A 23,043-nucleotide genomic window follows, 5' to 3' on the forward strand; every position below is an offset into this window, starting at 1 on the left:
CGCGCGCAAGGGACGTGAATTCCACAAAATCCGACACAAACCATGTATCGTGTGCGCAGACATAAAAAGTTACAAAAAGCGCCGAATCTCCCACTAATGTGGCATTGATCCGGTGCGCGTCTCGTGGCGGGGTCCGAGGGTCAACGGGTAGCCTTGCGCGAGGCGGGTCGTACGAGTTCGAACCAATAAATCCGAGCCGAAACAGCGAACGCGCACAACTCCATGACGAGCCTCGCCCATCAATTCGAACAATATGGCGCCTGGAGAACCGGGGTCCTTCAGTCTCTCGCCGAATTCCAGTCGTGGCTGCAACAGTACGACCTCTATGACGCTACCGCGGATGACCGCGTCCAGCGCATTCAGAACGTTCTCAAGAGCGACCGCCTCAAGGTGGCGTTCATCGCCGAGTTCTCGCGCGGCAAGAGCGAACTGATCAACGCGATTTTCTTTGCCGACTACGGCCGGCGCATCCTGCCGTCGTCGGCGGGCCGGACCACGATGTGTCCGACCGAGCTGCGCTACGACGAGAACGAGCAGCCGAGCATTCGCCTGCTGCCGATCGAGACGCGCCTGCACGACGCCTCCACGGCCGATTTCATGGAGCCCGGCTCGTCCAATTCGCATTGGACCACGGTGCCGCTGGATCCGTCGTCGCCCGAGGGCATGCTGGCCGCGTTCCAGCACGTGGTGGAAACCACGCGCGTGACGCCGGCCGTGGCCGAATCGCTCGGCCTCTATAACGAGAACGACCCGGACGCCGCGTGGTCGGTCGATGCCGATGGCATGGTCGAGATCTCGCGCTGGCGCCATGCGGTGATCAACTTCCCGCACCCGCTGCTGCGCCAGGGCYTGGTCATCCTCGACACGCCGGGCCTGAACGCGATCGGTACCGAGCCGGAACTGACGCTGCGGCTGATCCCCGATGCGCACGTGGTGGTCTTCGTGCTGGCCGCCGACGCCGGCGTGACCAAGAGCGACCTCGAACTGTGGCGCAGCCACGTGGGCGCCGGCCATCGCCGGGGCTGCCTGGCCGTGCTGAACAAGATCGACGGGCTGTGGGACCCGCTCAAGTCGTCGCCGGAGATTGCCTCGGAGATTTCGCGGCAGGTTCGCTCGACGGCCCAGATCCTCGGCATCGAGGAGCGCCGCGTCTACCCGGTGTCGGCGCAGAAGGGCCTGGTCGCCAAGGTCACCCATGACCAGCCGATGCTGGTACGCAGCAACCTGCCGCAGTTCGAGCACGTGCTGTCCGACCAGCTGATTCCGCAGCGGCGCGAGATCGTGTCCGATCAGGTCCAGCGCCTGGTGCAGGACATGTCGCGCGGCGCCCAGCAACTGCTGCAAAGCCGCCGCCGGGACATCGTCGAGCAGTTGTTCGAGCTGCGCGGCCTGCGCGGCAAGAACCACGCGATGGTCAAGCACATGCTGCTGCGCGTGCAGGGCGAGAAAGAGGAATTCGAACAGAGCATCTCGAAGTTCCAGGCGCTGCGCCTGGTCTTCGGCCGCCACAGCGCGGACATCATCAAGAGCCTGCAGTTGCGCGACGTGCGCCGCACCATGCGTGACGCCCGCGAGCAGATGAAGGAGCGATTCTTCTCGCGCGGCCTGCGCGAGGACATGGAGGCGCTGTTCGGCCAGTTGACCGGCCTGATCCACGATGCCGACCAGAAGATCGCCGGCCTGCATCAACTGGTGGACAGCATGTATCGCCGCTTCAACGCCGAGCACGGTTTCACGCTGCCGGCGCCGATGCAGTTCGTCACCTCGCGCTACGCGGTGGAGCTGCAGGAAACGCTGCAACTGGTGAACAACCACTTCGGCACGGTGAACATGCTGACCCGTTCGCGGCCGCAGTTGGTGCAGAACGCGTTCGCGACGATGGCGAGCCGGGTTCTGGAGAATTTCCGAGACCTGAACCGCGATATCGAGATCTGGCTGAAGTCCGTGATGACGCCGCTCGAGGCGCAGGTGCGCGAGCATCAGAAGCAACTGCGCCGCCGGGTGGATTCGATCGAACGCATCCACGAGGCCACGGACACGCTGGAAAGCCGCATCGCCGAACTCGAACAGGTGCTYAACGGCCTGGACGAGCGCAGCACCAAGATCGAGGGSTTTGCCAAGGTTCTCGTCGAACCGGCAGTCGAGCACGGCGCGCGCGCGGCCTGACCGGGCACCGCATCGCGGTATCATGTGGCGCCGCCTTAGAGCGGCGCTTTTCTTTTCCCCACCGCCCCGCAATGCCCCGCAAGTCAGCCGCCGCCCCCMCCCTCCCAGCCAGCCCCGACATTGCCGTGCCCGACGACTTCGGCGCCCGCGTGGTGACGTGGCAGCGCACGCATGGCCGGCACGACCTGCCGTGGCAGAACACGCGCGACCCGTACCGGATCTGGCTGTCCGAGATCATGCTCCAGCAGACCCAGGTGGCGGCGGTGATCGAGTACTTCCAGCGCTTCGTGACCGCGCTGCCCACCGTGGCCGCGCTGGCCGCCGCGCCGGCCGACGCCGTCATGGCGCTCTGGGCYGGCCTGGGCTACTACTCGCGCGCGCGCAACCTGCACCGCTGCGCGAAGACGGTCATGGACGACCACGGCGGCGAGTTCCCGACCGATCCGGCCGTGCTGGTCACGCTGCCCGGCATCGGCCGCTCGACGGCGGCTGCCATCGCCGCGTTCAGCGCCGGCGTGCGCTCGCCCATCCTCGACGGCAACGTGAAGCGCGTGTTCGCGCGCGTGTTCGGCATCCACGGCTATCCGGGCGAGCGGGCCATCGAGATGCGGATGTGGGCGCTGGCCGAGCGCGCCTTGCCGCCCGCCGGCCCGCRTCAGGCCGAAGACATGGTGGCCTACACGCAAGGGTTGATGGACCTGGGCGCGACGATCTGCTCGCGCGGCAAGCCGGCTTGTCTGGYCGATGCGGCGGCCTGCCCGCTGGCCGCGGAATGCGTGGCGCGCCGCGAGAACCTGACCGGCACGCTGCCGACGCCCAAGCCGCGTGCCGCGATTCCCGAGCGCAGCACCGTCATGCTGATCATCCGCCACGGCCGCGACGTTCTCGTCAATCTACGACCCGACAGCGGTATCTGGGGCGGCCTGTGGAGCCTGCCCGAGATCCCCGTCGACACGGTGCCCTTCGATGCAGACGCAGCCGAGGACGCCGCGCGCGAGGTCGCCCGGCAATTCGGCGAGCCGACCTCTGCGACGCTGGCCGGGGAGCTGACGCACGTGTTCACGCACTTCCGCCTGTTGATCCGCGCGGTGCGGGTGGACCTGGGCGCGCTGGCGCTGCGCGGCGGCGCGGACGATGGCGTCAGCCGGCGCTGGCTGTCGATCGACGATCTCGATGCGCTCGGCACGCCCGCACCGGTGCGGCGGCTGCTCGAAGATCAGGCGCGCGGCGGCTTGTTCTAGGGAAAATTCAGGAAACGGCGAGGGGCGTCAGACGATGTGATGCTGACGCATGTAGCGGTGGACGATCTCGATGCGCATGCCGGCATCGGGTAGCGCCATCAGCATTTGCTTGGCCTTGAGCGGCACGGGCAGCAATTCGCAGAGCCGGTTGGCGACCCAGCTCGGGTCGTCCCAGTGATACGGCTCGTTGAAGGGCAGGCGCGACTTGTCGGCCTGCTCTGCATGGATGGCGCTGACGATGCGCCGCAGCGCCGACAGGCATTCGCCGAGCAATTCGAGCTTGCAGTCGATCTCGTCGGGCGGCAGCAACTCCACCCGGGCCACGATCAGGCCGTCATCACGCGTGCTGTGGGAAAGGACCTGGAAGCGTTGCCGGCCGCGCGCCTCGATCAGCAGCACGCCCAGTTGCTCCATATTGCAGTCGACGATATCGGCCAGGCAGCCCACGTCTTCGGGCACGGTGGGCTGGTCCTGCTGCGCCACCTCGTTGCCACTCGCGATCAGGCAGACGCCGAACGGCGTGTGGTCGCGCATGCAGTTGCGCACCATGTCCACATAGCGCGCCTCGAATACGCGCAGCGGCAGGCGGCCATCGGGAAACAGTACCGTGTGGAGCGGAAACAGGGGCAGCGCGTCCAGATCAGGCGCGGGATGCGTCGAATGACCAGTGTCTGGTGGATGTGACGACATGCGATGCCGGTTCCGGTTCCACTACCAGGGAGGGACGTTGGCGCGTCAGCCTGCCGGGGCAAGCTCGCGGTGYCTGACCAGCACATTACCATGTGCCCGGAAGTAGTTGGCAAGTCTTTCCGCGATAAACACCGAGCGGTGCTGGCCGCCCGTGCAGCCGATCGCCACGGTCAGGTAGCTGCGGTTATCGGCAATGAAACTCGGYAGCCACTTCTCCACGTAGGCGCGGATGTCCTCGGCCATCGCCAGCACCATCGGCTGGCTTTGCAGGAAGTCGATCACCGGCACGTCGCGGCCCGTGAGGGGGCGCAGCGCGAGGTCGTAGTAGGGGTTGGGYAGCGAGCGCACGTCGAAGACCATGTCCGCGTCACTCGGCACGCCATGCTTGAAGCCGAACGATTCGAACAGCAGCGTGAGCTGCTGGCTGTCCTCGCCCCGGATCAACTCTTTGATCCAGCTGCGCAGCGTGTTGGTGCGGACGTTGCTGGTGTCGATACGGTGCGCCGATTCGGCCAGCGGGCTCAGCAGCTCGCGCTCCATCTCGATGGCTTCGATCAGCGAGGTATCGTGCGGTGCCGCATCGGCATTGGCGCTGCCCGGCAGGGCGGGTACCTCGGCCACGCGCCCGGACAACGGGTGGCGGCGGCGTGTTTCGGAGTAGCGCTGCACCAGCGCGTCGGTGTTGGCGGTCAGGAACAGCACCTGCACCTGATGGCCGGCGGCGGCCAGTTGGCGCACGGTGTCCGGCAGCCGCGCCAGCGACTCGCGGCTGCGAATGTCGGTGGCCACGCCCAGGTGGGTATAGCCCTGCTCGGCCAGGTAGCTGGTCAGCTCGGGCAGGAATTGTGCCGGGAGGTTGTCGACGCAGTAGTAGCCTGCATCTTCCAGGACATTGAGGGCGACAGACTTGCCGGAGCCGGAGATTCCGGTGATGAGGAGGATCCGCATAGCCCTGCAAGGATAGCACCGGGTGATGGCTGCGTCATGACACCCGGCGCACAAAAAGTGACGATCAGGCCGCCGGCTTGGACAGGCAATCGCTCATGAACTTCTTGTAGTCGTCGCCCTTCTTGCCCTTGCCCTGCTTGCTGCAGGCGGTCATCTTGTCCTGCTGGGTCTTGGGTTCGGCGGCGGCGGCGGGCTTGTTGGAGAGGCAGTCGCTCATGAACTTGTTGCGCTCGTCGCCCTTCTTGCCGGTGGCCTGGGCGTTGCAGGCCTTCATCTTGTCCTGTTGGGCGTTGGGGGCCTTGGCGCCAGAGGCGGCGGGGGCCGAGGCACTCTGGGCAAACGCGCCCGTGGCCAGCAGCGGGGTCACCAGCAAACACATCGCGATCAGCTTCTTCATGCTTCTCTCCTTGGCTGTGGAAACACTACGAATGGGTCCGATCCATTGGCTCGATGCCCATTACAGCACAAACGATGGAGAGCCGTGGCGCGTTGACGCGCCACCGCATCAGAGCAGGCGGCCCTGGCCGCGCGAGACCACGTCCGCCTGCATGGCGGCGCGCTGACGGTCCATGAAGTCGCGCAAGGTGTCGATGCCGCGCAGGCGCAGTATCGTATTGCGCACCGCAGCCTCGACCAGCACGGCCAGGTTGCGGCCGGCTGCCACCTGGATCTTCACCATGTGGATTGGCAGGCCCAGGACATCGAGGTATTGCGAGTCAAGCGGCAGGCGCTCGAACTCGCCGTCGTTGCGGCGCACGAGCTGCACCACGAGCTTGAGCTTCATCTTCCGGCGCACGGCCGTCTCGCCGAAGATCGTCTTGATGTCGAGCAGGCCCAGGCCGCGCACTTCCAGCAGGTTCTGCAGCAGCGGCGGGCAGCGGCCCTCGATGAAGTCGGGTCCGAGTCGCACGAAATCCACCGCATCGTCGGCCACGAGACCGTGGCCGCGCGAGATCAGTTCCAGGCCCAGTTCGCTCTTGCCCAGGCCGGACTCGCCCATGATCAGCACGCCCATGCCGAGGATGTCGAGGAACACGCCGTGCATCGTCACGCGCGGGGCGGAGATGCGCGACAGGTAGAGCCGCAGATGGTCGATCACAGCCGCCGACGACACCGGCGTGGTGAACAGCGGCGTGGACGAGCGCGTGCAGCGCAGCTCCAGGTCTGGCGGCGGCTCCATGCCATCCGCCACGACGAGGAACGGCGGCTCGAGCAGGATCAGCTCSCCCATCTGGCGCTTGCGCGGCTCGTCGTCGAGGCGCTGGTAGTAGAGGATTTCCGGCTTGCCGAGCACCTGGATCCGGTTCGGGTGGATCAGGTTCAAGTGGCCGACGAGGTCCGCCGCCGAGGTGGCTTCGCGGGCGAATTCCACGTCGAAGGCCCGGTCGGCCCCTTCCAGGCCAGCRACCCACGAGAGCTTGATATCGGCTGCGTTGTCGTCGAAGATCGACTGCGAGGTGACGCCGGTGAGTTCCATGCGCGTATGACTTTCGGGGGCGGACAGGCCGTTTCAGGCGGCCGTTGGGGCGGGAGTCAGGGGTGCCACTGCGTCAGCAGATCATGCACCGCTTCCGACGTGGGCAGTGTGGCGAGGCCCTCGCGCATCTCGCGGTCCGAGAGCAGTTGGGCGATTTCCGACAGGATTTCCAGATGTTGTTGCGTGGCCTGTTCCGGCACGAGCAGGAAGATCAACAGCGACACCGGCTTGCCGTCCGGCGATTCGAACGGAATGGGCTCGGCCAGGCGCATGAAGCCGGCCAGCGGCTGCTTGAGACCCTTGATGCGGCCATGCGGAATGGCCACGCCGGCACCCAGACCCGTGGAACCCAGCGATTCGCGCGCGAACAGGTTATCGGTCACGGTAGCACGCGCCACGCCATGGTTGTTCTCGAACAGGAGCCCGGCTTGCTCGAACACCCGCTTCTTGCTGGTGACGGTGACGTCGAGATGGATGTTGCCGGGTGGCAGCAATTTGGCCAAACGATTCATGGGCGATGCGCGAGAAGTCAGGTTAGCGGGCCGGGGCGCGAAGGCCGTCCCGCCGGATTCGGGGCGAAACTTGGGTACCGAGATCTTGTCTGGGACGCCCGCATTGGAGCGTCCGGCCATTATAGAGCAGGGCTCCACCGCGATTTTGCGATGCAGCGCCGGGGTCGCGGCGGTGCCACGACGTGCCGGCCGGCTTGCCCACCCGGGGTGTCCCGGGGCCGTCCTGTCGTTATTTGTATGGCGGAGCATACACCGAGGCGGGCGGCTTGCGAACACTTGTTCCCATTTTGACCGCTCCCGGGGGCCCCGGGTCGCCCTCCGGCGTGGCAATAAGGTAACGAAACATTCCAGGTGCCCGCACCGTCACCGCCATGGCGCGCGCCCATCAAAAAAGCCGCGCTGATTGCGCGGCTTGAGCTCTTCTTTTCAGTCCTCTGCAGGGTCGGCAACCGCTCTGTTTTCGGTTGCCTGCAGGTCTCTACTGCTGCGTCAGTTGCTGGGCGGCCATCTGGTACTTCACCGCCTCGCGATCGTGGCCCTGTACGCGGTCCTTGTAGCGGATGACCTGGCGGTCGAGCTTGTCGACCAGACAGTCGATCGCCGCATACAGATCTTCATGATGCGCTTCGACGAAGATGTCCTTCCCCTTCAGATGCAGATTGATTTCCGCGTACTGGCGCCGGTCCTTCTCCTTGTGGTTGTCCACCGATAGCAGCACGCTCACGCCGATGACCTGATCGAAATGCCTGACAATTCGCTCCAGTTTCGTTTCCACATACTCACGCAGCGGGGGCGTGATGTCGAGGTGGTGTCCACTGATCTTGAAGTTCATAGCGCTTCTCCTTCTGAAAGAGCCGCACCAGGCAGGCGGTTGCGGCTCGGCTACAAAGTCTTGCGGAGATTGACTGCGGGGATCTTGAGCGCTTCGCGGTATTTCGCCACCGTGCGGCGTGCGACCACGAAGCCTTGCTCACCCAGCAGTTCGGCGATCCGGCTGTCGGAAAGAGGATTCCTGGGGTCTTCGGCTCCTATCAGTTGCTTGATCAGCGCGCGGATTGCCGTGGAGGAGGCCGCGCCGCCAGTCTCCGTAGAGACGTGGCTCCCAAAGAAGTACTTCAACTCGAAAGTACCCATGGGCGTGGCCATGTACTTATTCGTGGTGACCCGGGAAATGGTCGACTCATGTAAACCGAGTGTATCGGCTATTTCCCGCAAAACCAAGGGGCGCATCGCGATTTCGCCATGCGTGAAAAAGTTCTTTTGACGTTCCACAATTGCCTGCGAAACACGCAGGATCGTATCGAATCGTTGCTGGATGTTCTTGATAAGCCACCGCGCCTCCTGAAGCTTCTGCTGCAGGCCTGCCGTCCCCGTTTCGCCCTTCGCGCCGCGCAGGATCTGCGCATACATGTCGTTGATGCGCAGCCGTGGCATGACATCCGGATTGAGCGCCGCGATCCACCCGCTGCCGCTCTTGCGCACGAACACGTCGGGCACCACGAAGTCGGCCTCGGGACGGTTGAACGCGTGCCCCGGATACGGCGCCAGCGAGCGAATCAGTTCGTGTGCCGCCTTCAGTGCTATTTCGTCCACCTGGAGCGCTTTCTTTAGCCGCGTGTAGTCGCGCACGGCCAGCAGTTCCAGATGATGATTGACGATGGTCAGCGCCAGCTCACGATGGGAGTGCTTCAGGCGACGCAATTGCAGGCTGAGGCACTCCGCGGCATTGCGCGCGCCCACGCCGGGCGGGTCGAAGCTCTGCAGCAGGGTCAGGATCGCGTGGACTTCGTCGATCTCGAATTCGAGTTCCTCGGGCAGTTCGGTGCAGATTTCCTCGAGCGAGGCGCTCAGGTAGCCGTCATCGTCGAGCGATTCGATCAGGAAGATGGCCAGGCCCTTGTCGCGCACCGAGATCTTCAGCGGGGCCAACTGCCCCATCAGGTGCTCGCGCAGCGTGGGCTCGGCATCGCGCAACTGCATCGGCGACTTTTCGTCCTCGTCGCCCTGGGGGCGGCGGGCGAAGTCGTCGAGGCTCCAGTCRCTGCCGTAGTCCTCGCTGCCGTTGTCGTTGTAGTTGTCGTCCTCACCGCCGGACGCGCCATCGGTGCGCGCGTCGCCGTTGGGCTGAGGCTCGGAGGAGGCCGGCGCGGGGGCGCTCTGGAGGTTGACCGAGCCATCGGCGGCTACCCGCAACGGGCTTTCGATCCAGTCGTTTTCGCGTTCGAGCAGGGGATTTTCGGTCAGCGCCTGTTCCACTTCCTGCTGGAGTTCAAGCGTCGAGAGCTGCAACAATCGAATCGACTGTTGCAGCTGCGGGGTCAATGCCAGATGTTGCGAGAGACGAAGCTGAAGCGACGGTTTCATGCGACCTATTCTATGCGCATCCTTCCGACTATGGAACGGAAATTGCTATCGCCTATCGCTCTGACTTCCTGATCGACCCCGGCTGTCGCCGTGGAGGCCGGGAGAAGCGCGGCCGCACGCGGCGGCCGATGGGTCACATGCGGAAATTTTCGCCCAGGTACACGCGTCGCACGGACTCGTTGGCGATGATTTCCTCAGGCTGGCCGGCGGCCAGCACCGTGCCTTCGCTGATGATGTAGGCGTGGTCGCAGATGCCGAGCGTCTCGCGCACGTTGTGGTCGGTGATCAGCACGCCGATGTTGCGCGCCTTCAGGAAGCTCACGATGCGCTGGATTTCGCCCACGGCGATGGGGTCCACGCCGGCGAACGGCTCGTCCAGCAGGATGAAGCGCGGCGCGGAGGCCAGCGCCCGGGCAATTTCCACGCGGCGGCGCTCGCCGCCGGAGAGCGACAGCGCCGGGTTGTTGCGCAGATGGGCGATCTGCAGGTCGTCCAGCAGCGAATCCAGGCGGCGTTCGATCTCGGCCTTCGGCAGCGGCTTGCCCTTCTCCAATTGCAACTCGAGCACGGCGCGGATGTTTTCCTCGACGTTGAGCTTGCGGAAGACCGAGGCCTCCTGCGGCAGGTAGGACAGGCCCATGCGGGCGCGCTCGTGGATCGGCAGGCCGCTGATGTGCTGGTCGTCCAGCACGATGTCGCCCTCATCCAGTGCCACCAGGCCCACGATCATGTAGAACGACGTGGTCTTGCCGGCGCCGTTCGGACCGAGCAGGCCGACCACCTCGCCGCTCTTCACGTCCAGCGAGACGTCCTTGACCACGGTGCGCGAACCGTAGCGCTTCTTCAGGTGGCGCACGACCAGCGTGCTGCTGTCGGTACGGGCGGCCGACGGGGCTGCGGAGGCGTTCGGGGCGAGCGTGGCGGAGTCGTTCATCAGGTCAATGCATGCGTGACGCGGCGGGCGCGTCCGGGGTTCAGGGCTTGCCGGGCGCGGGCGCCGGCTTCAGTTCCAGCGGCGGTGGCGGCGCGGCGGCGCCGCTGGCCGGGTCCGCGCGCGGCGAGAGCACGGCGCGCACGCGGCCGGACGGGTTGCCGGTGGAGGTGTTGTTGTCGCCGCCGGCAGCCGTGTAGTACTCGTTGCGGCTGTCGTAGGTGATCACGGCGCCGCGGATCTCGTCGACGGTCTTCGCGCCGGCGATGCGCGCCGCGCGGGCATGACCGATCAGCTTCGACATTTCCTGCTTGCCGTCGTACTCGATGCGGTCGCCCCAGCCATCGATGTATTCGTCCACGCCGTCGCGCTTCTGGCGGATATACGCCTGGCGTCCCGGATTGGCCGTGGCCACCGCGTACTGGTAGCCCTCGGGGTCGGTGCGGATCTGCGCGGCGTCCGACTTCAGCACCATCGTGCCCTTGGTCAGCACGACGTTGCCGGTCAGCGTATAGATCTGCTTCACGTCGTCATAGCTGGCGTTGTTGGCCTCCAGCACCAGCGGCTTGTCCTTGTCGGCACGCTCCGCCAGGGCCGGCTGGGCCAGGGTCGCGCCGAGCGCGGCGATTGCCACCGCCAGGGCGGGCACGATGCGGCGACAGGACAACGTCGTCAGGGATGGGGTCATGTTGGTCAGCTGAGAGAATGACGGGCGATCCGTTGCCGGCGCCTGGCGTGCGTGTTGTTGTGCTTACTGCGTGGTCCGGGCCTGCCCCGACGGCGGATTCATGACGATGGTGCCGCGTACGTTGCCGAGCAATTGTACTTCGCGCGTGACATTGTTGAAGACCAGTCCGTTGGCCGTCATCACCGACGGGCCGCGCGTGAGTTGTACCGCTTTATCGGTCTTGACGATGTCGTCATTGACCAGCAACTGGAAATATTGCGATGCAGCGGTCATGCGCGGGTCCTTCGACGGATCCACGCCGGGTTGCCGTACCAGGAAGGCATTGCCGTACAGGTCGATGACCGAGCCCTCCGAGTTCATCACGCCCCGGTCCGCGTTGACCGTGACCGGGGGGCGGTCCGGCTGGTAGGCGCGCATGGCCGGCGTGGTCACCTCGTAGGTCTGGTCGTCCTCGAAATGGATCATCTTCACGCCGGTGAAGCGCATCTTGGTGGCGCCGGTCGTGTCCAGTTCCGTGGCCGAGAAGCGGTCCATGTAGTAGTCCGCCTCATGGCGCTTGGCGCGGTTCTGGGCGGCCTCGTCCTCATGGGGCGAGTTGATCTGCACCAGCCAGAACGTGCTGCCGGCGACCATCGCCATTAGCAGCAGCGGCAGCAGCCGCATGACCAGACCGGAGATCCTGCCGAAGAAGTCGCGCATCGCCGGCCCCGCTCAGATGACCTTGGCGCGGGTCAGGTCATGGATGTGGAGCGCGCCCACGAGCTTGCCGTCGCCATCGACCACCAGCAGCTGGTTGATGCGGTTCGCTTCCATGATCTGCACCGCTTCCACGGCCAGCTGGTCCTGGTTCACCACGTGGGGGTTACGGTGCATGACCTCGCCGATGGGCACGGTGCGCCAGTCGCGCGGGGTTTCCAGCAGGCGGCGCAGGTCGCCGTCGGTGAACACGCCGATGGCGTGGCCGTCCGGGTCCACCACGGCCGTCATGGCCAGGCCCTTGCGGGTGATTTCCATCAGCGCCTGGGCCAGCGGGGTGTTTTCACGCACCTCGGGCACGCCGTTGCCGGTGCGCATGACGTCGCGCACGTGGGTCAGCAGCTTGCGGCCCAGCGCGCCGCCCGGGTGCGAACGGGCGAAGTCTTCCTCGCCAAAGCCGCGCGCRTCCAGCACGGCCACGGCCARGGCGTCGCCCAGCGCCAGCGCCGCCGTGGTGCTGGCCGTCGGGGCCAGGTTCAGCGGGCAGGCCTCCTGGGCCACGGCGCCGTCCAGATGGGCATCGGACAGCTTGGCGAGGTTCGATTCCGGGTTCCCGGTGACCGAGATCAGCCCGGCGCCGATGCGCTTGACGATCGGGACGATCGACAGCAGCTCGGCCGTCTCGCCGGAATTGGAGAACGCAATCAGCACGTCGTCGCGGGTGATCATGCCCAGGTCGCCGTGGCTGGCCTCGGCCGGGTGCACGAAGAACGACGGCGTACCCGTGGAAGCCAGCGTGGCCGCCACTTTGCGGCCGATATGGCCGGACTTGCCGATGCCGGACACGACCACGCGTCCGGTGCAGCCCAGGATCATCTGGACCGCCTTGGTAAACGCGGGCGTCAGTCGGTCAGCCAGCGCGGAAACGGCGTCGGCTTCGATCTGGAGGGTATGGCGGGCGAGCTTAAGTGCTCGTTCCGCATCGAAATTGGCTATCATGGCGACGAAGTATACCAACGAATGCGATGGCGACCGGCCCGGCTTTTCTGCCACGGGGTCCGGGCGACCGCCGCTTGCCGTGTTTCCCCGGCGAGGCACCGATGCCGGGACGGCGCGCGTGCCCGGCCGGCTCGTTCCAGGTCAAGCCCCAAGTCTTCCCCGAAGCCCGCCGAATGCATTCTCCGCTGGAACTGACCCTCGTGCTGCTGGCCGCCGCCGTTCTTGGCGTGGTGGCCTTCCGCATGCTGCAACTGCCACCCATGCTGGGCTACCTGGCGGTGGGCATCCTGATCGGTCCCCACGCGCTCGCGCTGGCCAACGATTCCGCCCAGACCAAGTACCTGGCCGAATTCGGCGTGGTCTTCCTGATGTTCTCGATCGGGCTCGAGTTCAACCTGGGCAAGCTCCGCTCGATGAAACGGCTCGTATTCGGGCTGGGCGGCTCCCAGGTGGTGCTGACGATGCTGCTCGTGGTAGCGGCCGGATGGGCGCTCTCGGCCTGGATCGGGCTGACCTGGCAGGCCTCGGTGGCGCTGGGCGGGGCGCTGGCCATGTCCTCGACGGCCATCGTCTCCAAGATGCTTTCCGAGCGCATGGAGCTGGAGGCGGAGCACGGCCGCAACATCATCAGCGTGCTGCTGTTCCAGGATCTGGCCGTGGTGCCGCTGCTGATCGTCATCCCGGCGCTCTCGCGCGACCCCGGCGAGCTGGCGGCGGCGCTGGGGGTGGCCACGGTCAAGATCGTGGTGGCCCTCGGCCTGATCTTCTTCCTTGGCCAGCGCGTGATGAGCCGCTGGTTCCACGTGGTGGCGGCGCGGCGCTCGCAGGAACTGTTCATGCTGAACCTGCTGCTGGTCACGCTCGGCATGGCCGCGCTGACCGAGCGGCTGGGCCTGTCGATGGCGCTCGGCGCGTTCATGGCCGGCATGCTGATCTCGGAAACGCCTTACCGGCACCAGGTGGAGGAGGACATCAAGCCGTTCCGCGACGTGCTGCTGGGGCTGTTCTTCGTCACCATCGGCATGCTGTTGAACATCAATGTGGTGATCGACCACATCTGGCTGGTGCTGGGCCTGCTGTTCGTGCCGATCCTGTTCAAGCTGGTGCTGATCACGGTGCTGGCGCGGCTGTTCGGCTCCCGGCAGGGCGTGGCCATCCGTACCGGGCTGGGGCTGGCGCAGGCGGGGGAGTTCGGCTTCGTGCTGCTGAACCAGATCGATGGTATCGGGCTGGTGGATCCGGTGCTGATCCAGGTCATCCTGGCCTCGATGCTGCTGTCGATGCTGGCGGCGCCGTTCCTGATTCAGTACAGCGACACCATCGTGCTGCGCTTTGCCGCCAACGAATGGCTGATGCAGTCGCTGAACATGACCCGCATCGCCGCCCAGAGCCTGCAGACCGAGAAGCACGCGATCATCTGCGGATTTGGCCGCAGCGGGCAGAACCTGGCGCATATGCTCGAGCGCGAGGGCATCAACTACGTGGCGCTCGACCTCGACCCGGACCGCGTGCGCGAGGCCGCCGGGGCCGGCGACACCGTGGTCTATGGCGATGCCGGCCGCCGCGAGGCGCTGATCGCCGCTGGTATCCACCGCGCCGCCGCGCTGATTGTGACCTATGCCAACACGCCGTCGGCGCTGCGGGTGCTGCACCACGTGCAGGAGCTGGCGCCGGCGCTGCCCGTGATCGTGCGGACAGTGGACGATTCCGAGCTGGACACGCTCCAGAAGGCCGGCGCCACCGAGGTGGTGCCCGAGATCATCGAGGGCAGCCTGATGCTGGCCTCGCACGCGCTGGTGCTGCTGGGTGTGCCGATGCGCCGCGTGGTGCGCGGCGTGCAGCAGGCCCGTGACGCGCGCTACAGCCTGCTGCGCGGCTACTTCCACGGTCGGGACGACGAAGAGGACATGATCGAGCGCGACACCGTGCGGCTCCATTCGGTCTCGCTCGGCGCCGAGCACACGGCCGTGGGCCGCCGGCTGGGCGCGCTGGGGCTGGAGCGGATTGGGGTGGAGGTGACGGCGGTGCGCCGGCGCGGCATCCGCGCCTTCGATCCGCAGCCGGAGACCGTGCTGGAACCGGGCGATATCGTGGTGCTGCGCGGCACGCCGGAGGCACTGGAGTCCGCCGAGGAACGGCTGCTGCGGGATTGAGCGCCTCTATATATAGAGAGCGGCTCAGGAATTGAGGGAGGAGCCTTCGCCGCCCCAGGACGGCGGCAGGCCGTCCAGCACCGCGTGGGCGTCAAGTGATCGGATCGGCACGTGGCTATCGGCTGGAATCCGCCCTTCGCCCTGCAGCATCAGGTAACGCAAGCAGCACACACGCAGGAATGACGCGAAATTGGCCGACAGCGACACTTCGCCGCGATGCTCGGCCAGTTCGTCATGGAGCCGGGTCAGCAACTGGTTGACCGTCATCGCGTCGCGCTGCGCCAGTTCCTCCAGCACTTCCCAGAACAGGTTTTCCAGGCGGATGCTCGTGGCCACGCCGTGCAGCCGCAGCGAGCGGGACTGGGTCTGGTAGGAATCGGGATTGGCCCGGACGAAGATCTCGCACATCGGCATGCCTCCTGCGACGGCGGCGCCGGGGGCTGGCGCCGCGTTCGGAAGGCTCTACTGTACGTCGACTGGATGACTACTGGGTGATCCGGGTTCCGATCACGGTCAGGAACTGGGCCAGCCATGCCGGGTGGGCCGGCCACGCGGGCGCGGTGACGAGGTTGCCGTCGGTATGGGCCTGATCGACCGGAATATCGGCGTACTTGCCGCCCGCCAGCCGGACTTCCGGCGCGCAGGCCGGGTAGGCGGAGCAGGTGCGGCCTTCGAGCACGCCGGCCGCGGCCAGCAACTGGGCGCCGTGGCAGACCGCCGCGATCGGCTTGTTCGCCGTGGCGAAGTGGCGCACGATCTCCAGCACGCGGTCGTTCAGGCGGAGGTATTCGGGGGCGCGGCCGCCCGGAATGACGATTGCGTCATACGCAGCCGGATCGACATCGGCAAACGTCGCGTTCAGCGTGAARTTGTGGCCGCGCTTCTCGGTGTAGGTCTGGTCGCCCTCGAAGTCGTGGATGGCCGTGGCGCAGTGGTCGCCGGCCTTCTTGTCCGGGCAGACGGCGTGGACCACGTGGCCCACCATCTGGAGTGCCTGGAAGGGCACCATCGTTTCGTAGTCTTCGGCGAAGTCGCCAACCAGCATCAGAATTTTCTTGGCCATTGCAGTCTCCTGTATGGTTACGGGTGTCCGGAGCCGGTCCAGGCCGGCCGGGCCATTGTGCGGCGGCCCTGCGCGGGGCGGGTGGTAGCCCGTTACCGCAGGCGGCACGCGATTTCCATTTCGACGCAAATCCCCATGGCAGATTCCCTCATCCAGTCCCCCGACCTCGGCGACGTCACCGGTTACCTGCGTGACCGCATCCGCACCGTGCCGGACTGGCCCCAGCCCGGCGTGATGTTCCGCGACATCACCCCGCTGCTGCAGAACCCCAAGACCCTGCGCGTGCTGATCGACGTATTCGTGCACCGCTACATGGACCAGGAGCTGGACCTCGTGGCCGGCATCGACGCGCGCGGCTTCATCCTCGGCTCGATCATCGCGTACGAGCTGAACCTCGGCTTCGTGCCGATCCGCAAGAAGGGCAAGCTGCCGTTCCAGACCGTGGCCGAGGAGTACGAGCTCGAGTACGGCAGCGCCACCGTGGAGATCCACGCCGATGCCTGCAAGCCCGGTGATCGCGTGCTGCTGGTCGACGACCTGATCGCCACCGGCGGCACCATGATGGCCGGCCGCAAGCTGCTGGAGCGTCTGGGTGCGACCGTGGTGGAGGGCGCGGCGATCGTCGACCTGCCTGAACTCGGCGGCTCGAAGCTGTTGCACAAGAGCGGCCTGCCGCTGTTCACGGTCTGCAATTTCGAGGGCCACTGAGCCCTGCGCCCGCGCCCGCCGTTGTTTTCCCCTCCATTGCCGGGTCCGGGGGCGCGGCGCATAATGCCCCCTTGACAACAACATGATGACCGGGCGGAGCCTCGATTGCTGACATCGGCACCGGTCACGAAGGAATAAGGACGCGCAATGGGCGTACTTCTCCATCTTCTATCTGGCGTGGCGCTCCTGGTCTGGGGCACCAACATCGTCAAGGTCGGCATCCTGCGCGTGTATGGCGCCAATCTGCGCCATGTGCTGTCAGTCAGCGTGTCGAACCGCTTCACGGCTTTCGCGGCCGGGCTCGGCGTGACCGGGCTTGTGCAGAGCAGCAACGCCACCGCCGTCATCGTCAGTTCGTTCGTGGGACAGGGCCTGATCGCCGTGGCGCCCGCGCTCGCCATCATGCTCGGCGCCAACGTCGGCACCGCGCTGATGGTGCAGGTCTTCTCGATGGACCTGTCGTGGCTCTCGCCGCTGCTGATCTTCGTCGGCGTGATTCTCCACCTGAGCTGGAAGGGCAGCCGCCCCGGGCACGTGGGCCGGGTGCTGATCGGGCTCGGGCTGATTACGCTCGCGCTGGAGCTGATCTCGATCGCCACGCGCCCCGTGGTGCAGGCGGCCGGCGTGAAGGTGCTGTTCAGCACGCTGACCGGCGATGCCGCGCTCGACATGCTGATTGGCGCGGTGCTGACCATCCTCTGCTATTCGAGCCTGGCCGTGGTGCTGTTCTGCGGCGCGCTGGCGTCGGCGGGCGTGGTGTCGATCCATGTGGCGCTGGCGCTGGTGCTCGGCGCCAACCTGGGGTCGGGGATCTCGGCGCTGCTGACCACCTCGGGCAACAACCAGCCGGGCAAGCGCGTGACGCTGGGCAACCTGCTGTCGCGGCTGCTCGGGTGCGTGATCGCGCTGCCGCTGCTGAACCAGGCCGAGGAACTGCTGGCGCTGGTCAGCACCGACCCGCAGCGGCTCATCGTCAATTTCCACCTGCTGTTCAACCTGGCGCTGGCCGCGCTGCTGCTGGGGGCCACGGCGCCCCTGGCGCGGATCTGCGAGGCCATCCTGCCCGGCCGCAACACCGGCGACAGCCAGGTCACGCCGCGCCACCTCGACCCCGCCGCGCTGCCCACGCCCACGCTGGCGCTGTCCAATGCCGCGCGCGAGGTGCTCCGCATCGGCGACCGCATCGAGCAGATGCTGGACAACATGCTGCGCGTGCTGCGCACCAACGACGCCAAGCTCGCCACGGCCACCTGCCGCATCGACAACGAGGTGGACGACCTCTACACGGCCATCAAGCTGTACCTGACCCAGATCAGCACCGAGGCGCTGGACGAGCACGACGGCCAGCGCTGGACGGAAATCATCTCGCTGACCATCAACCTCGAACATGCGGGCGACCTGATCGAACGGGTGATCCTGGACGCCAAGGACAAGAAGATCGCCCACAACCTGGCGTTCTCCGAGGCCGGCATGCAGGAGATCACCGAGATGCATGGCCGRCTGGTGGCCAACCTGCGCCTGGGTTTGTCGGTGTTCCTGAACGGGGATATCCGCAGCGCCCAGCAGCTGATGGGCGAGAAGGCCAACTTCCGCGAACTGGAGCGGAAGTACGCGCGGACGCATTTGCAGCGCGTGGCGGTGCAGACGACGGAGAGCATCGAGACCAGCTCGCTCCACCTGGACGTCATCAGCGAAATGAAGCGACTCAACTCGCTGTTCTGCGCCACGGCCTACCCGGTGCTGGAGCAGGCCGGGCTGATGAACCGCAGCCGGATGAAGGAAGACCCGCCCGCCGGCGTGACCGGTGTGCCGGAAGCCCAGACGCGGTAGCGCGCCCGGGGTGCGGTCTTATCCCCGCTTGAGCAGCGGGGCGAGGTACTTGCCAGTGAAGCTGGCGCGGCTCTTGGCCACGGTCTCGGGCGTGCCCTTGGCGATCACCTGCCCGCCGCCGGCGCCGCCTTCGGGGCCCATGTCCAGCAGCCAGTCGGCGGTCTTGATGACATCCAGGTTGTGTTCGATGATCACCACCGTGTTGCCCTGGTCGCGCAGCTTGTGGATGACCTTGAGCAGCAGCTCGATGTCATGGAAGTGCAGGCCCGTGGTCGGCTCGTCGAGGATGTAGAGCGTGCGGCCGGTGTCGCGCTTGGACAGTTCGAGCGACAGCTTCACCCGCTGCGCCTCCCCGCCAGACAGCGTGGTGGCCGACTGGCCCAGCCGGATATAGCCCAGCCCCACATCCAGCAGTGTCTGCAGCTTGCGGCGCACCACCGGCACGGCGCTGAAGAACTCGTGGGCCTGCTCCACGGTCAGGTCCAGCACCTCGGAAATGCTCTTGCCCTTGTAGAGGACTTCCAGCGTCTCGCGGTTGTAGCGCTGGCCGTGGCAGACATCGCACGGCACGTAGACGTCGGGCAGGAAGTGCATCTCCACCTTGATCACGCCGTCGCCCTGGCAGGACTCGCAGCGGCCSCCCTTCACATTGAACGAGAACCGGCCCGGATCGTAGCCGCGCTCCTTGGCCGACGGCACGCCCGCGAACAGCTCGCGGATCGGCGTGAACAGGCCGGTGTAGGTGGCGGGGTTCGAGCGCGGCGTGCGACCGATCGGGCTCTGGTCGACGTTGATGACCTTGTCGAAGTGCTCCAGCCCTTCGATATGGTCGTGCGCGGCCGGCTCGGCCGTGCTGCCGTACAGGTGGCGCGCCACGGCGTGGTAGAGCGTGTCGTTGATCAGCGTGGACTTGCCCGAGCCGGACACCCCGGTGATGCAGGTCAGCAGCCCCACCGGAATCTCGGCGGTCACGTTGCGCAGGTTGTTGCCGGTGGCGTTGACGATGCGCAGCAGCCGCTCCTCGTCCGGATTGGCGCGCGTCTTGGGCACCTCGATGCGGCGCTTGCCGGACAGGTACTGGCCCGTCAGCGAGCCCGGCGCCTCCTCGATCTGCGGCGGCGTGCCCTCGGCCACGATCATCCCGCCATGTACCCCGGCACCGGGGCCGATGTCCACGACGTAGTCGCAGGCGCGGATCATGTCCTCGTCGTGCTCCACCACCAGCACCGAGTTGCCGATGTCGCGCAGATGCTTGAGCGTGCCGATCAGGCGGTCGTTGTCGCGTTGGTGCAGGCCGATGGATGGCTCATCGAGCACATACATCACGCCGGTCAGCCCGGAGCCGATCTGGGAGGCCAGCCGGATGCGCTGGGCCTCGCCGCCCGAGAGCGTGTCGGCGCTGCGCTCCAGCGACAGGTAGTCCAGCCCCACGTTGTTCAGGAAGTTCAGCCGCGCAGTGATTTCCTTGACGATCTTGTCGGCAATCTCGCGCTTGGCGCCGTGCAGGTTCAGGGTCAGGAACCACGTCAGCGCGTCGCGCAGCGGCCAGCCGTTGACCTCGTAGATGGCCCGCGCCTGGTCGTCCTCGCCCACCTTCACGTGGCGCGCCTCGGTRCGCAGCCGGGTGCCTTCGCAGGACGGGCAGGGCTGGTTGTTCTGGTACTTGGCGAGTTCCTCGCGCACGGCCGCCGAATCGGTCTCGCGGTAGCGGCGCTCCAGGTTCGGGATGATCCCCTCGAACACATGGGCGCGCACCGTGGTGCGGCCTTTCTCGTTGATATACGTGAACGGGATCTCTACCTCGCCCGAGCCGTGCAGCACCACCTGCTGGACGTTGGCGGGCAGGTCCTCGAACGCGGTATCGGTGTCGAAGTCGTAGAACGCCGCCAGGCTTTGCAGCATCTGGAAGTAGAACTGGTTGCGGCGGTCCCAGCCCTTGATGGCGCCCGAGGCCAGCGAGAGATTGGGGAAGGCCACCACGCGCTTCGGATCGAAGAAGGTGATCTGGCCCAGCCCGTCGCAGCTCTGGCAGGCGCCCATCGGGTTGTTGAACGAGAACAGCCGGGGCTCCAGTTCCTGAAGGGAATACGAGCAGATCGGGCAGGCGAAGCGCGAACTGAACACGTGCTCGTGCCCGGTATCCATCTCCAGCGCGATGGCACGGCCGTCGGCCAGCCGCAGCGCGGTTTCGAACGATTCGGCCAGGCGCTGCTTGAGGTCGGCGCGTACCTTCACGCGGTCCACCACCACCTCGATGCTGTGTTTCTCGGTCTTCTTGAGCTTGGGCAGCGAGTCGATGTCGTAGACCTTCGCCTCGGCCTCATGGGCCGTGCCGCCGCCCGAGCGCACGCGGAAACGCACGAAGCCCTGGGCCTGCATCGTATCGAACAAGTCCGAATGCTCGCCCTTGCGGTCCGCCACCACGGGCGCCAGGATCATCAGCTTGGTGTCCTCGGGCAGGGCCAGCGCGGCGTCCACCATCTGGGAGACGCTCTGCGCCTGGAGCGCGATGTGGTGGTCCGGGCAGTAGGGCGTGCCGGCGCGCGCGAACAGCAGGCGCAGGTAGTCGTGGATCTCGGTGACCGTGCCCACGGTGGAGCGCGGGTTGTGGCTGGTGGCCTTCTGCTCGATCGAGATGGCCGGGGAGAGGCCCTCGATGAGGTCGACATCGGGCTTCTCCATCAACTGCAGGAACTGGCGGGCGTAGGCGGACAGCGATTCGACGTAGCGGCGCTGGCCCTCGGCATAGAGCGTGTCGAACGCCAGCGACGACTTGCCGGACCCCGACAGCCCCGTGATCACGATGAGCTTGTTGCGCGGCAGGTCGAGGTTGATGTTCTTCAGGTTGTGGGTACGCGCCCCACGGATCTTGATTTCTTCCATATACCGATTAGTTGCCCAGCCAGGCCGCCGCTGCCGCCGGGGGCGGACAGGTCGGTCTCACGGAATGTTCAAAGTGCCTTGCACAACGCCTGAAGCGCCGCTCCGAYCCAGGCGCCAGGCGGCGGTTCGGCCGCCGCGTGACCCGGAAAGCGCGGGGAAGCAAACCTGCTAATATACCGAACTTCGGTTTCCCGGGTTGCCCGTTGGCCATCCGGCATGCGGACGGGCGCCACATGGCCCACCATCCGGGTGCTTCGCATCGACCGAGTCAGATTTCCATTCACGAGCGCAATGCCGTCGATTCCTTCTTCTCCCCAGCCCGCCAATCTTGCCGACCCGGCCGCCCAGACGGCGCCCGCGCGCGACCGCATGACGAAAAGCGAGTTGCGTGCCAGTCTCTCGCTGGCGAGCATCTTCGCGCTGCGCATGCTGGGCCTGTTCCTGATCCTGCCGGTGTTCGCCGAGTACGCGCGCGGCCTGCCCGACGGACAGGACGCCCAGCGCATCGGCCTGGCCATGGGCATCTATGGCCTGATGCAGGCCTTCCTCCACATTCCGCTGGGCTGGCTGTCCGACCGCATCGGCCGCAAGCCGGTCATGGTGGCCGGGCTGCTGCTGTTCGTGGCCGGCGCGCTGGTCGCGGCGTTCTCGGACACCCTGGCTGGCATCACCATYGGCCGGGCGATGCAGGGCATGGGCGCCATCTCGGCGGCCATCACCGCCTGCATTGCCGACCTGACGCGCGAGCGCCATCGCACCAAGGCCATGGCGATGGTCGGCGGCAGCATCGGGCTGACCTTCGCGCTCTCGCTGGTGATTGCCTCGCCGCTGCTGAAGAGCATCGGCATGTCCGGCATCTTCGGGCTGATGGCGGTGCTGGGCGTGCTGGCCATCGGCGTGACGCTGTTCCTGGTGCCGGCCCCGCCGCCGCCGCATCCGGTGCGCATGCCGTTCCGGCAGGTGCTGCTGAATGCGGACCTGATCCGCATGAACGTGGGCGTGCTGGCGCTGCACGCCAGCCAGGTGGCGATGTTCATGGTCGTGCCGGCCATGCTGGCCGACGCCGGTATGCCGCTGGACCAGCATTGGAAGGTCTACCTGCCCGTGGTGCTGGTCTCCTTCGTGCTGATGCTGGGGCCGATGATGGCTGCCGAGCGCTATGGCCGGGTGCGCCCGGTGCTGCTGGCCTCGGTGGCGCTGATGACGGTGGTGCAGCTGCTGTTCGCGGCGGTGCAGGGCCTGTGGCCGATAGTGGGTGTACTGCTGCTGTTCTTTGTTGCATTCAACGTGCTGGAGGCCATGCAGCCGTCGCTGGTGTCGCGCTACGCGGCGGCCGGGCGGGGCGCGGCGCTGGGGGTTTACAACACCACSCAGGCGMTGGGGCTGTTCCTGGGCGGTGTGGTGGGCGGCTGGCTGCTCAAGCACGAGGGGCGCAGCGCGGTATTCCTCGGTTGCGCGGCCGTGCTGGTGCTCTGGCTTATAATCGCGTGGAGCATGAAGGCGCCACCGGCCCGCGGGCAGGAGGGTGCGTCGGCAGTGGCGGGTTAGACACACTTGTTGTCATATCCGTAGCAGTCCGAAACGCTTTTTCGTCTTAACGGGGTTAGCATCTACACGCGCCCGACCGGATATCCGGGGGCGCGTGATGTCGTTTACCGTGTTGTCGTTTACGTCCTGTGACGGACGACCCACAA

The 23,043-nt window shown here is 66.3% G+C and carries 20 protein-coding genes; 6 read left to right on the forward strand and 14 right to left on the reverse strand.

Annotation, left to right across the window (positions count from 1 at the left end; translation table 11 throughout):
• The first annotated feature begins 222 nt into the window (after positions 1 to 222).
• Both AB4Z27_RS13275 and mutY read left to right on the forward strand, forming a co-directional pair.
• On the forward strand, positions 223 to 2,166 hold the full coding sequence (locus tag AB4Z27_RS13275) for a dynamin family protein (protein ID WP_441644599.1): 1,944 nt from the start codon (positions 223 to 225) through the stop codon (positions 2,164 to 2,166).
• Positions 2,167 to 2,237: 71 nt separating this feature from the next.
• Positions 2,238 to 3,407, forward strand: a complete 1,170-nt coding sequence (gene mutY / locus AB4Z27_RS13280) for an A/G-specific adenine glycosylase (protein WP_441644600.1) — start codon at positions 2,238 to 2,240, stop codon at positions 3,405 to 3,407.
• A gap of 27 nt (positions 3,408 to 3,434) precedes the next feature.
• Here the strand turns inward: mutY and AB4Z27_RS13285 are convergent, their stop codons facing one another.
• The 11 genes from AB4Z27_RS13285 to AB4Z27_RS13335 all read right to left on the reverse strand — a co-directional run bounded on the left by AB4Z27_RS13285 (position 3,435) and on the right by AB4Z27_RS13335 (position 12,712).
• Complete coding sequence (locus AB4Z27_RS13285; RefSeq protein WP_441593633.1) at positions 3,435 to 4,097, reverse strand: LON peptidase substrate-binding domain-containing protein; 663 nt, start codon at positions 4,095 to 4,097, stop codon at positions 3,435 to 3,437.
• Positions 4,098 to 4,142: 45 nt separating this feature from the next.
• On the reverse strand, positions 4,143 to 5,045 hold the full coding sequence (gene rapZ / locus AB4Z27_RS13290; RefSeq protein ID WP_441593632.1) for an RNase adapter RapZ: 903 nt from the start codon (positions 5,043 to 5,045) through the stop codon (positions 4,143 to 4,145).
• A 64-nt stretch (positions 5,046 to 5,109) separates the two neighbouring features.
• Positions 5,110 to 5,442 carry a PsiF family protein gene (locus tag AB4Z27_RS13295; protein ID WP_092291688.1) on the reverse strand — a complete coding sequence of 111 codons (333 nt, stop codon included), beginning with the start codon at positions 5,440 to 5,442 and terminating at the stop codon, positions 5,110 to 5,112.
• A 108-nt stretch (positions 5,443 to 5,550) separates the two neighbouring features.
• Complete coding sequence (gene hprK / locus AB4Z27_RS13300; protein WP_008650955.1) at positions 5,551 to 6,522, reverse strand: HPr(Ser) kinase/phosphatase; 972 nt, start codon at positions 6,520 to 6,522, stop codon at positions 5,551 to 5,553.
• 56 nt (positions 6,523 to 6,578) lie between these two features.
• Positions 6,579 to 7,034, reverse strand: a complete 456-nt coding sequence (locus AB4Z27_RS13305; protein WP_092291690.1) for a PTS sugar transporter subunit IIA — start codon at positions 7,032 to 7,034, stop codon at positions 6,579 to 6,581.
• Between the two features lie 478 nt (positions 7,035 to 7,512).
• Positions 7,513 to 7,866: a ribosome hibernation-promoting factor, HPF/YfiA family gene (gene hpf, locus AB4Z27_RS13310; protein WP_092291692.1), complete on the reverse strand. Its 354-nt coding sequence runs from the start codon at positions 7,864 to 7,866 to the stop codon at positions 7,513 to 7,515.
• Positions 7,867 to 7,916: 50 nt separating this feature from the next.
• A complete protein-coding gene (locus tag AB4Z27_RS13315) occupies positions 7,917 to 9,398 on the reverse strand; it encodes an RNA polymerase factor sigma-54 (RefSeq protein ID WP_092291696.1) in 1,482 nt (493 codons plus the stop codon).
• Positions 9,399 to 9,531: 133 nt separating this feature from the next.
• Positions 9,532 to 10,332: an LPS export ABC transporter ATP-binding protein gene (lptB, locus tag AB4Z27_RS13320; RefSeq protein ID WP_092291698.1), complete on the reverse strand. Its 801-nt coding sequence runs from the start codon at positions 10,330 to 10,332 to the stop codon at positions 9,532 to 9,534.
• Positions 10,333 to 10,372: 40 nt separating this feature from the next.
• Positions 10,373 to 11,017 carry a lipopolysaccharide transport periplasmic protein LptA gene (gene lptA / locus AB4Z27_RS13325; RefSeq protein WP_441593631.1) on the reverse strand — a complete coding sequence of 215 codons (645 nt, stop codon included), beginning with the start codon at positions 11,015 to 11,017 and terminating at the stop codon, positions 10,373 to 10,375.
• Between the two features lie 63 nt (positions 11,018 to 11,080).
• Complete coding sequence (lptC, locus tag AB4Z27_RS13330; RefSeq protein ID WP_092291702.1) at positions 11,081 to 11,716, reverse strand: LPS export ABC transporter periplasmic protein LptC; 636 nt, start codon at positions 11,714 to 11,716, stop codon at positions 11,081 to 11,083.
• Positions 11,717 to 11,728: 12 nt separating this feature from the next.
• Positions 11,729 to 12,712, reverse strand: a complete 984-nt coding sequence (locus AB4Z27_RS13335; protein ID WP_092292131.1) for a KpsF/GutQ family sugar-phosphate isomerase — start codon at positions 12,710 to 12,712, stop codon at positions 11,729 to 11,731.
• A 173-nt stretch (positions 12,713 to 12,885) separates the two neighbouring features.
• Here AB4Z27_RS13335 and AB4Z27_RS13340 point away from each other — a divergent pair, with 173 nt between their 5' ends.
• A complete protein-coding gene (locus tag AB4Z27_RS13340; RefSeq protein WP_092291704.1) occupies positions 12,886 to 14,865 on the forward strand; it encodes a monovalent cation:proton antiporter family protein in 1,980 nt (659 codons plus the stop codon).
• 24 nt (positions 14,866 to 14,889) lie between these two features.
• On the opposite strand, the gene AB4Z27_RS13345 is transcribed toward AB4Z27_RS13340, so the two are convergent.
• Together AB4Z27_RS13345 and AB4Z27_RS13350 are read right to left on the reverse strand one after the other, a co-directional pair.
• Complete coding sequence (locus AB4Z27_RS13345; protein ID WP_092291706.1) at positions 14,890 to 15,273, reverse strand: ribbon-helix-helix domain-containing protein; 384 nt, start codon at positions 15,271 to 15,273, stop codon at positions 14,890 to 14,892.
• A gap of 76 nt (positions 15,274 to 15,349) precedes the next feature.
• On the reverse strand, positions 15,350 to 15,928 hold the full coding sequence (locus AB4Z27_RS13350; RefSeq protein WP_441593630.1) for a DJ-1/PfpI family protein: 579 nt from the start codon (positions 15,926 to 15,928) through the stop codon (positions 15,350 to 15,352).
• A gap of 135 nt (positions 15,929 to 16,063) precedes the next feature.
• Between AB4Z27_RS13350 and AB4Z27_RS13355 the strand changes: the two genes are divergently transcribed.
• Together AB4Z27_RS13355 and AB4Z27_RS13360 are read left to right on the forward strand one after the other, a co-directional pair.
• Complete coding sequence (locus AB4Z27_RS13355) at positions 16,064 to 16,636, forward strand: adenine phosphoribosyltransferase (RefSeq protein ID WP_092291710.1); 573 nt, start codon at positions 16,064 to 16,066, stop codon at positions 16,634 to 16,636.
• Between the two features lie 147 nt (positions 16,637 to 16,783).
• Positions 16,784 to 18,466 (forward strand): Na/Pi cotransporter family protein, encoded by a 1,683-nt coding sequence (locus AB4Z27_RS13360; protein WP_092291712.1) that lies wholly within the window; start codon positions 16,784 to 16,786, stop codon positions 18,464 to 18,466.
• Between the two features lie 18 nt (positions 18,467 to 18,484).
• Here AB4Z27_RS13360 and uvrA read toward each other — a convergent pair whose 3' ends face one another.
• Positions 18,485 to 21,349 (reverse strand): excinuclease ABC subunit UvrA, encoded by a 2,865-nt coding sequence (uvrA, locus tag AB4Z27_RS13365; protein ID WP_092291714.1) that lies wholly within the window; start codon positions 21,347 to 21,349, stop codon positions 18,485 to 18,487.
• A 291-nt stretch (positions 21,350 to 21,640) separates the two neighbouring features.
• On the opposite strand from uvrA, the gene AB4Z27_RS13370 reads away from it, so the two are divergent.
• Positions 21,641 to 22,897 (forward strand): MFS transporter, encoded by a 1,257-nt coding sequence (locus tag AB4Z27_RS13370; protein WP_441644601.1) that lies wholly within the window; start codon positions 21,641 to 21,643, stop codon positions 22,895 to 22,897.
• Positions 22,898 to 23,043 lie beyond the last annotated feature (146 nt).

This window comes from Cupriavidus sp. KB_39 (genome assembly GCF_052114485.1).
Classification (GTDB): Bacteria; Pseudomonadota; Gammaproteobacteria; order Burkholderiales; family Burkholderiaceae; genus Cupriavidus.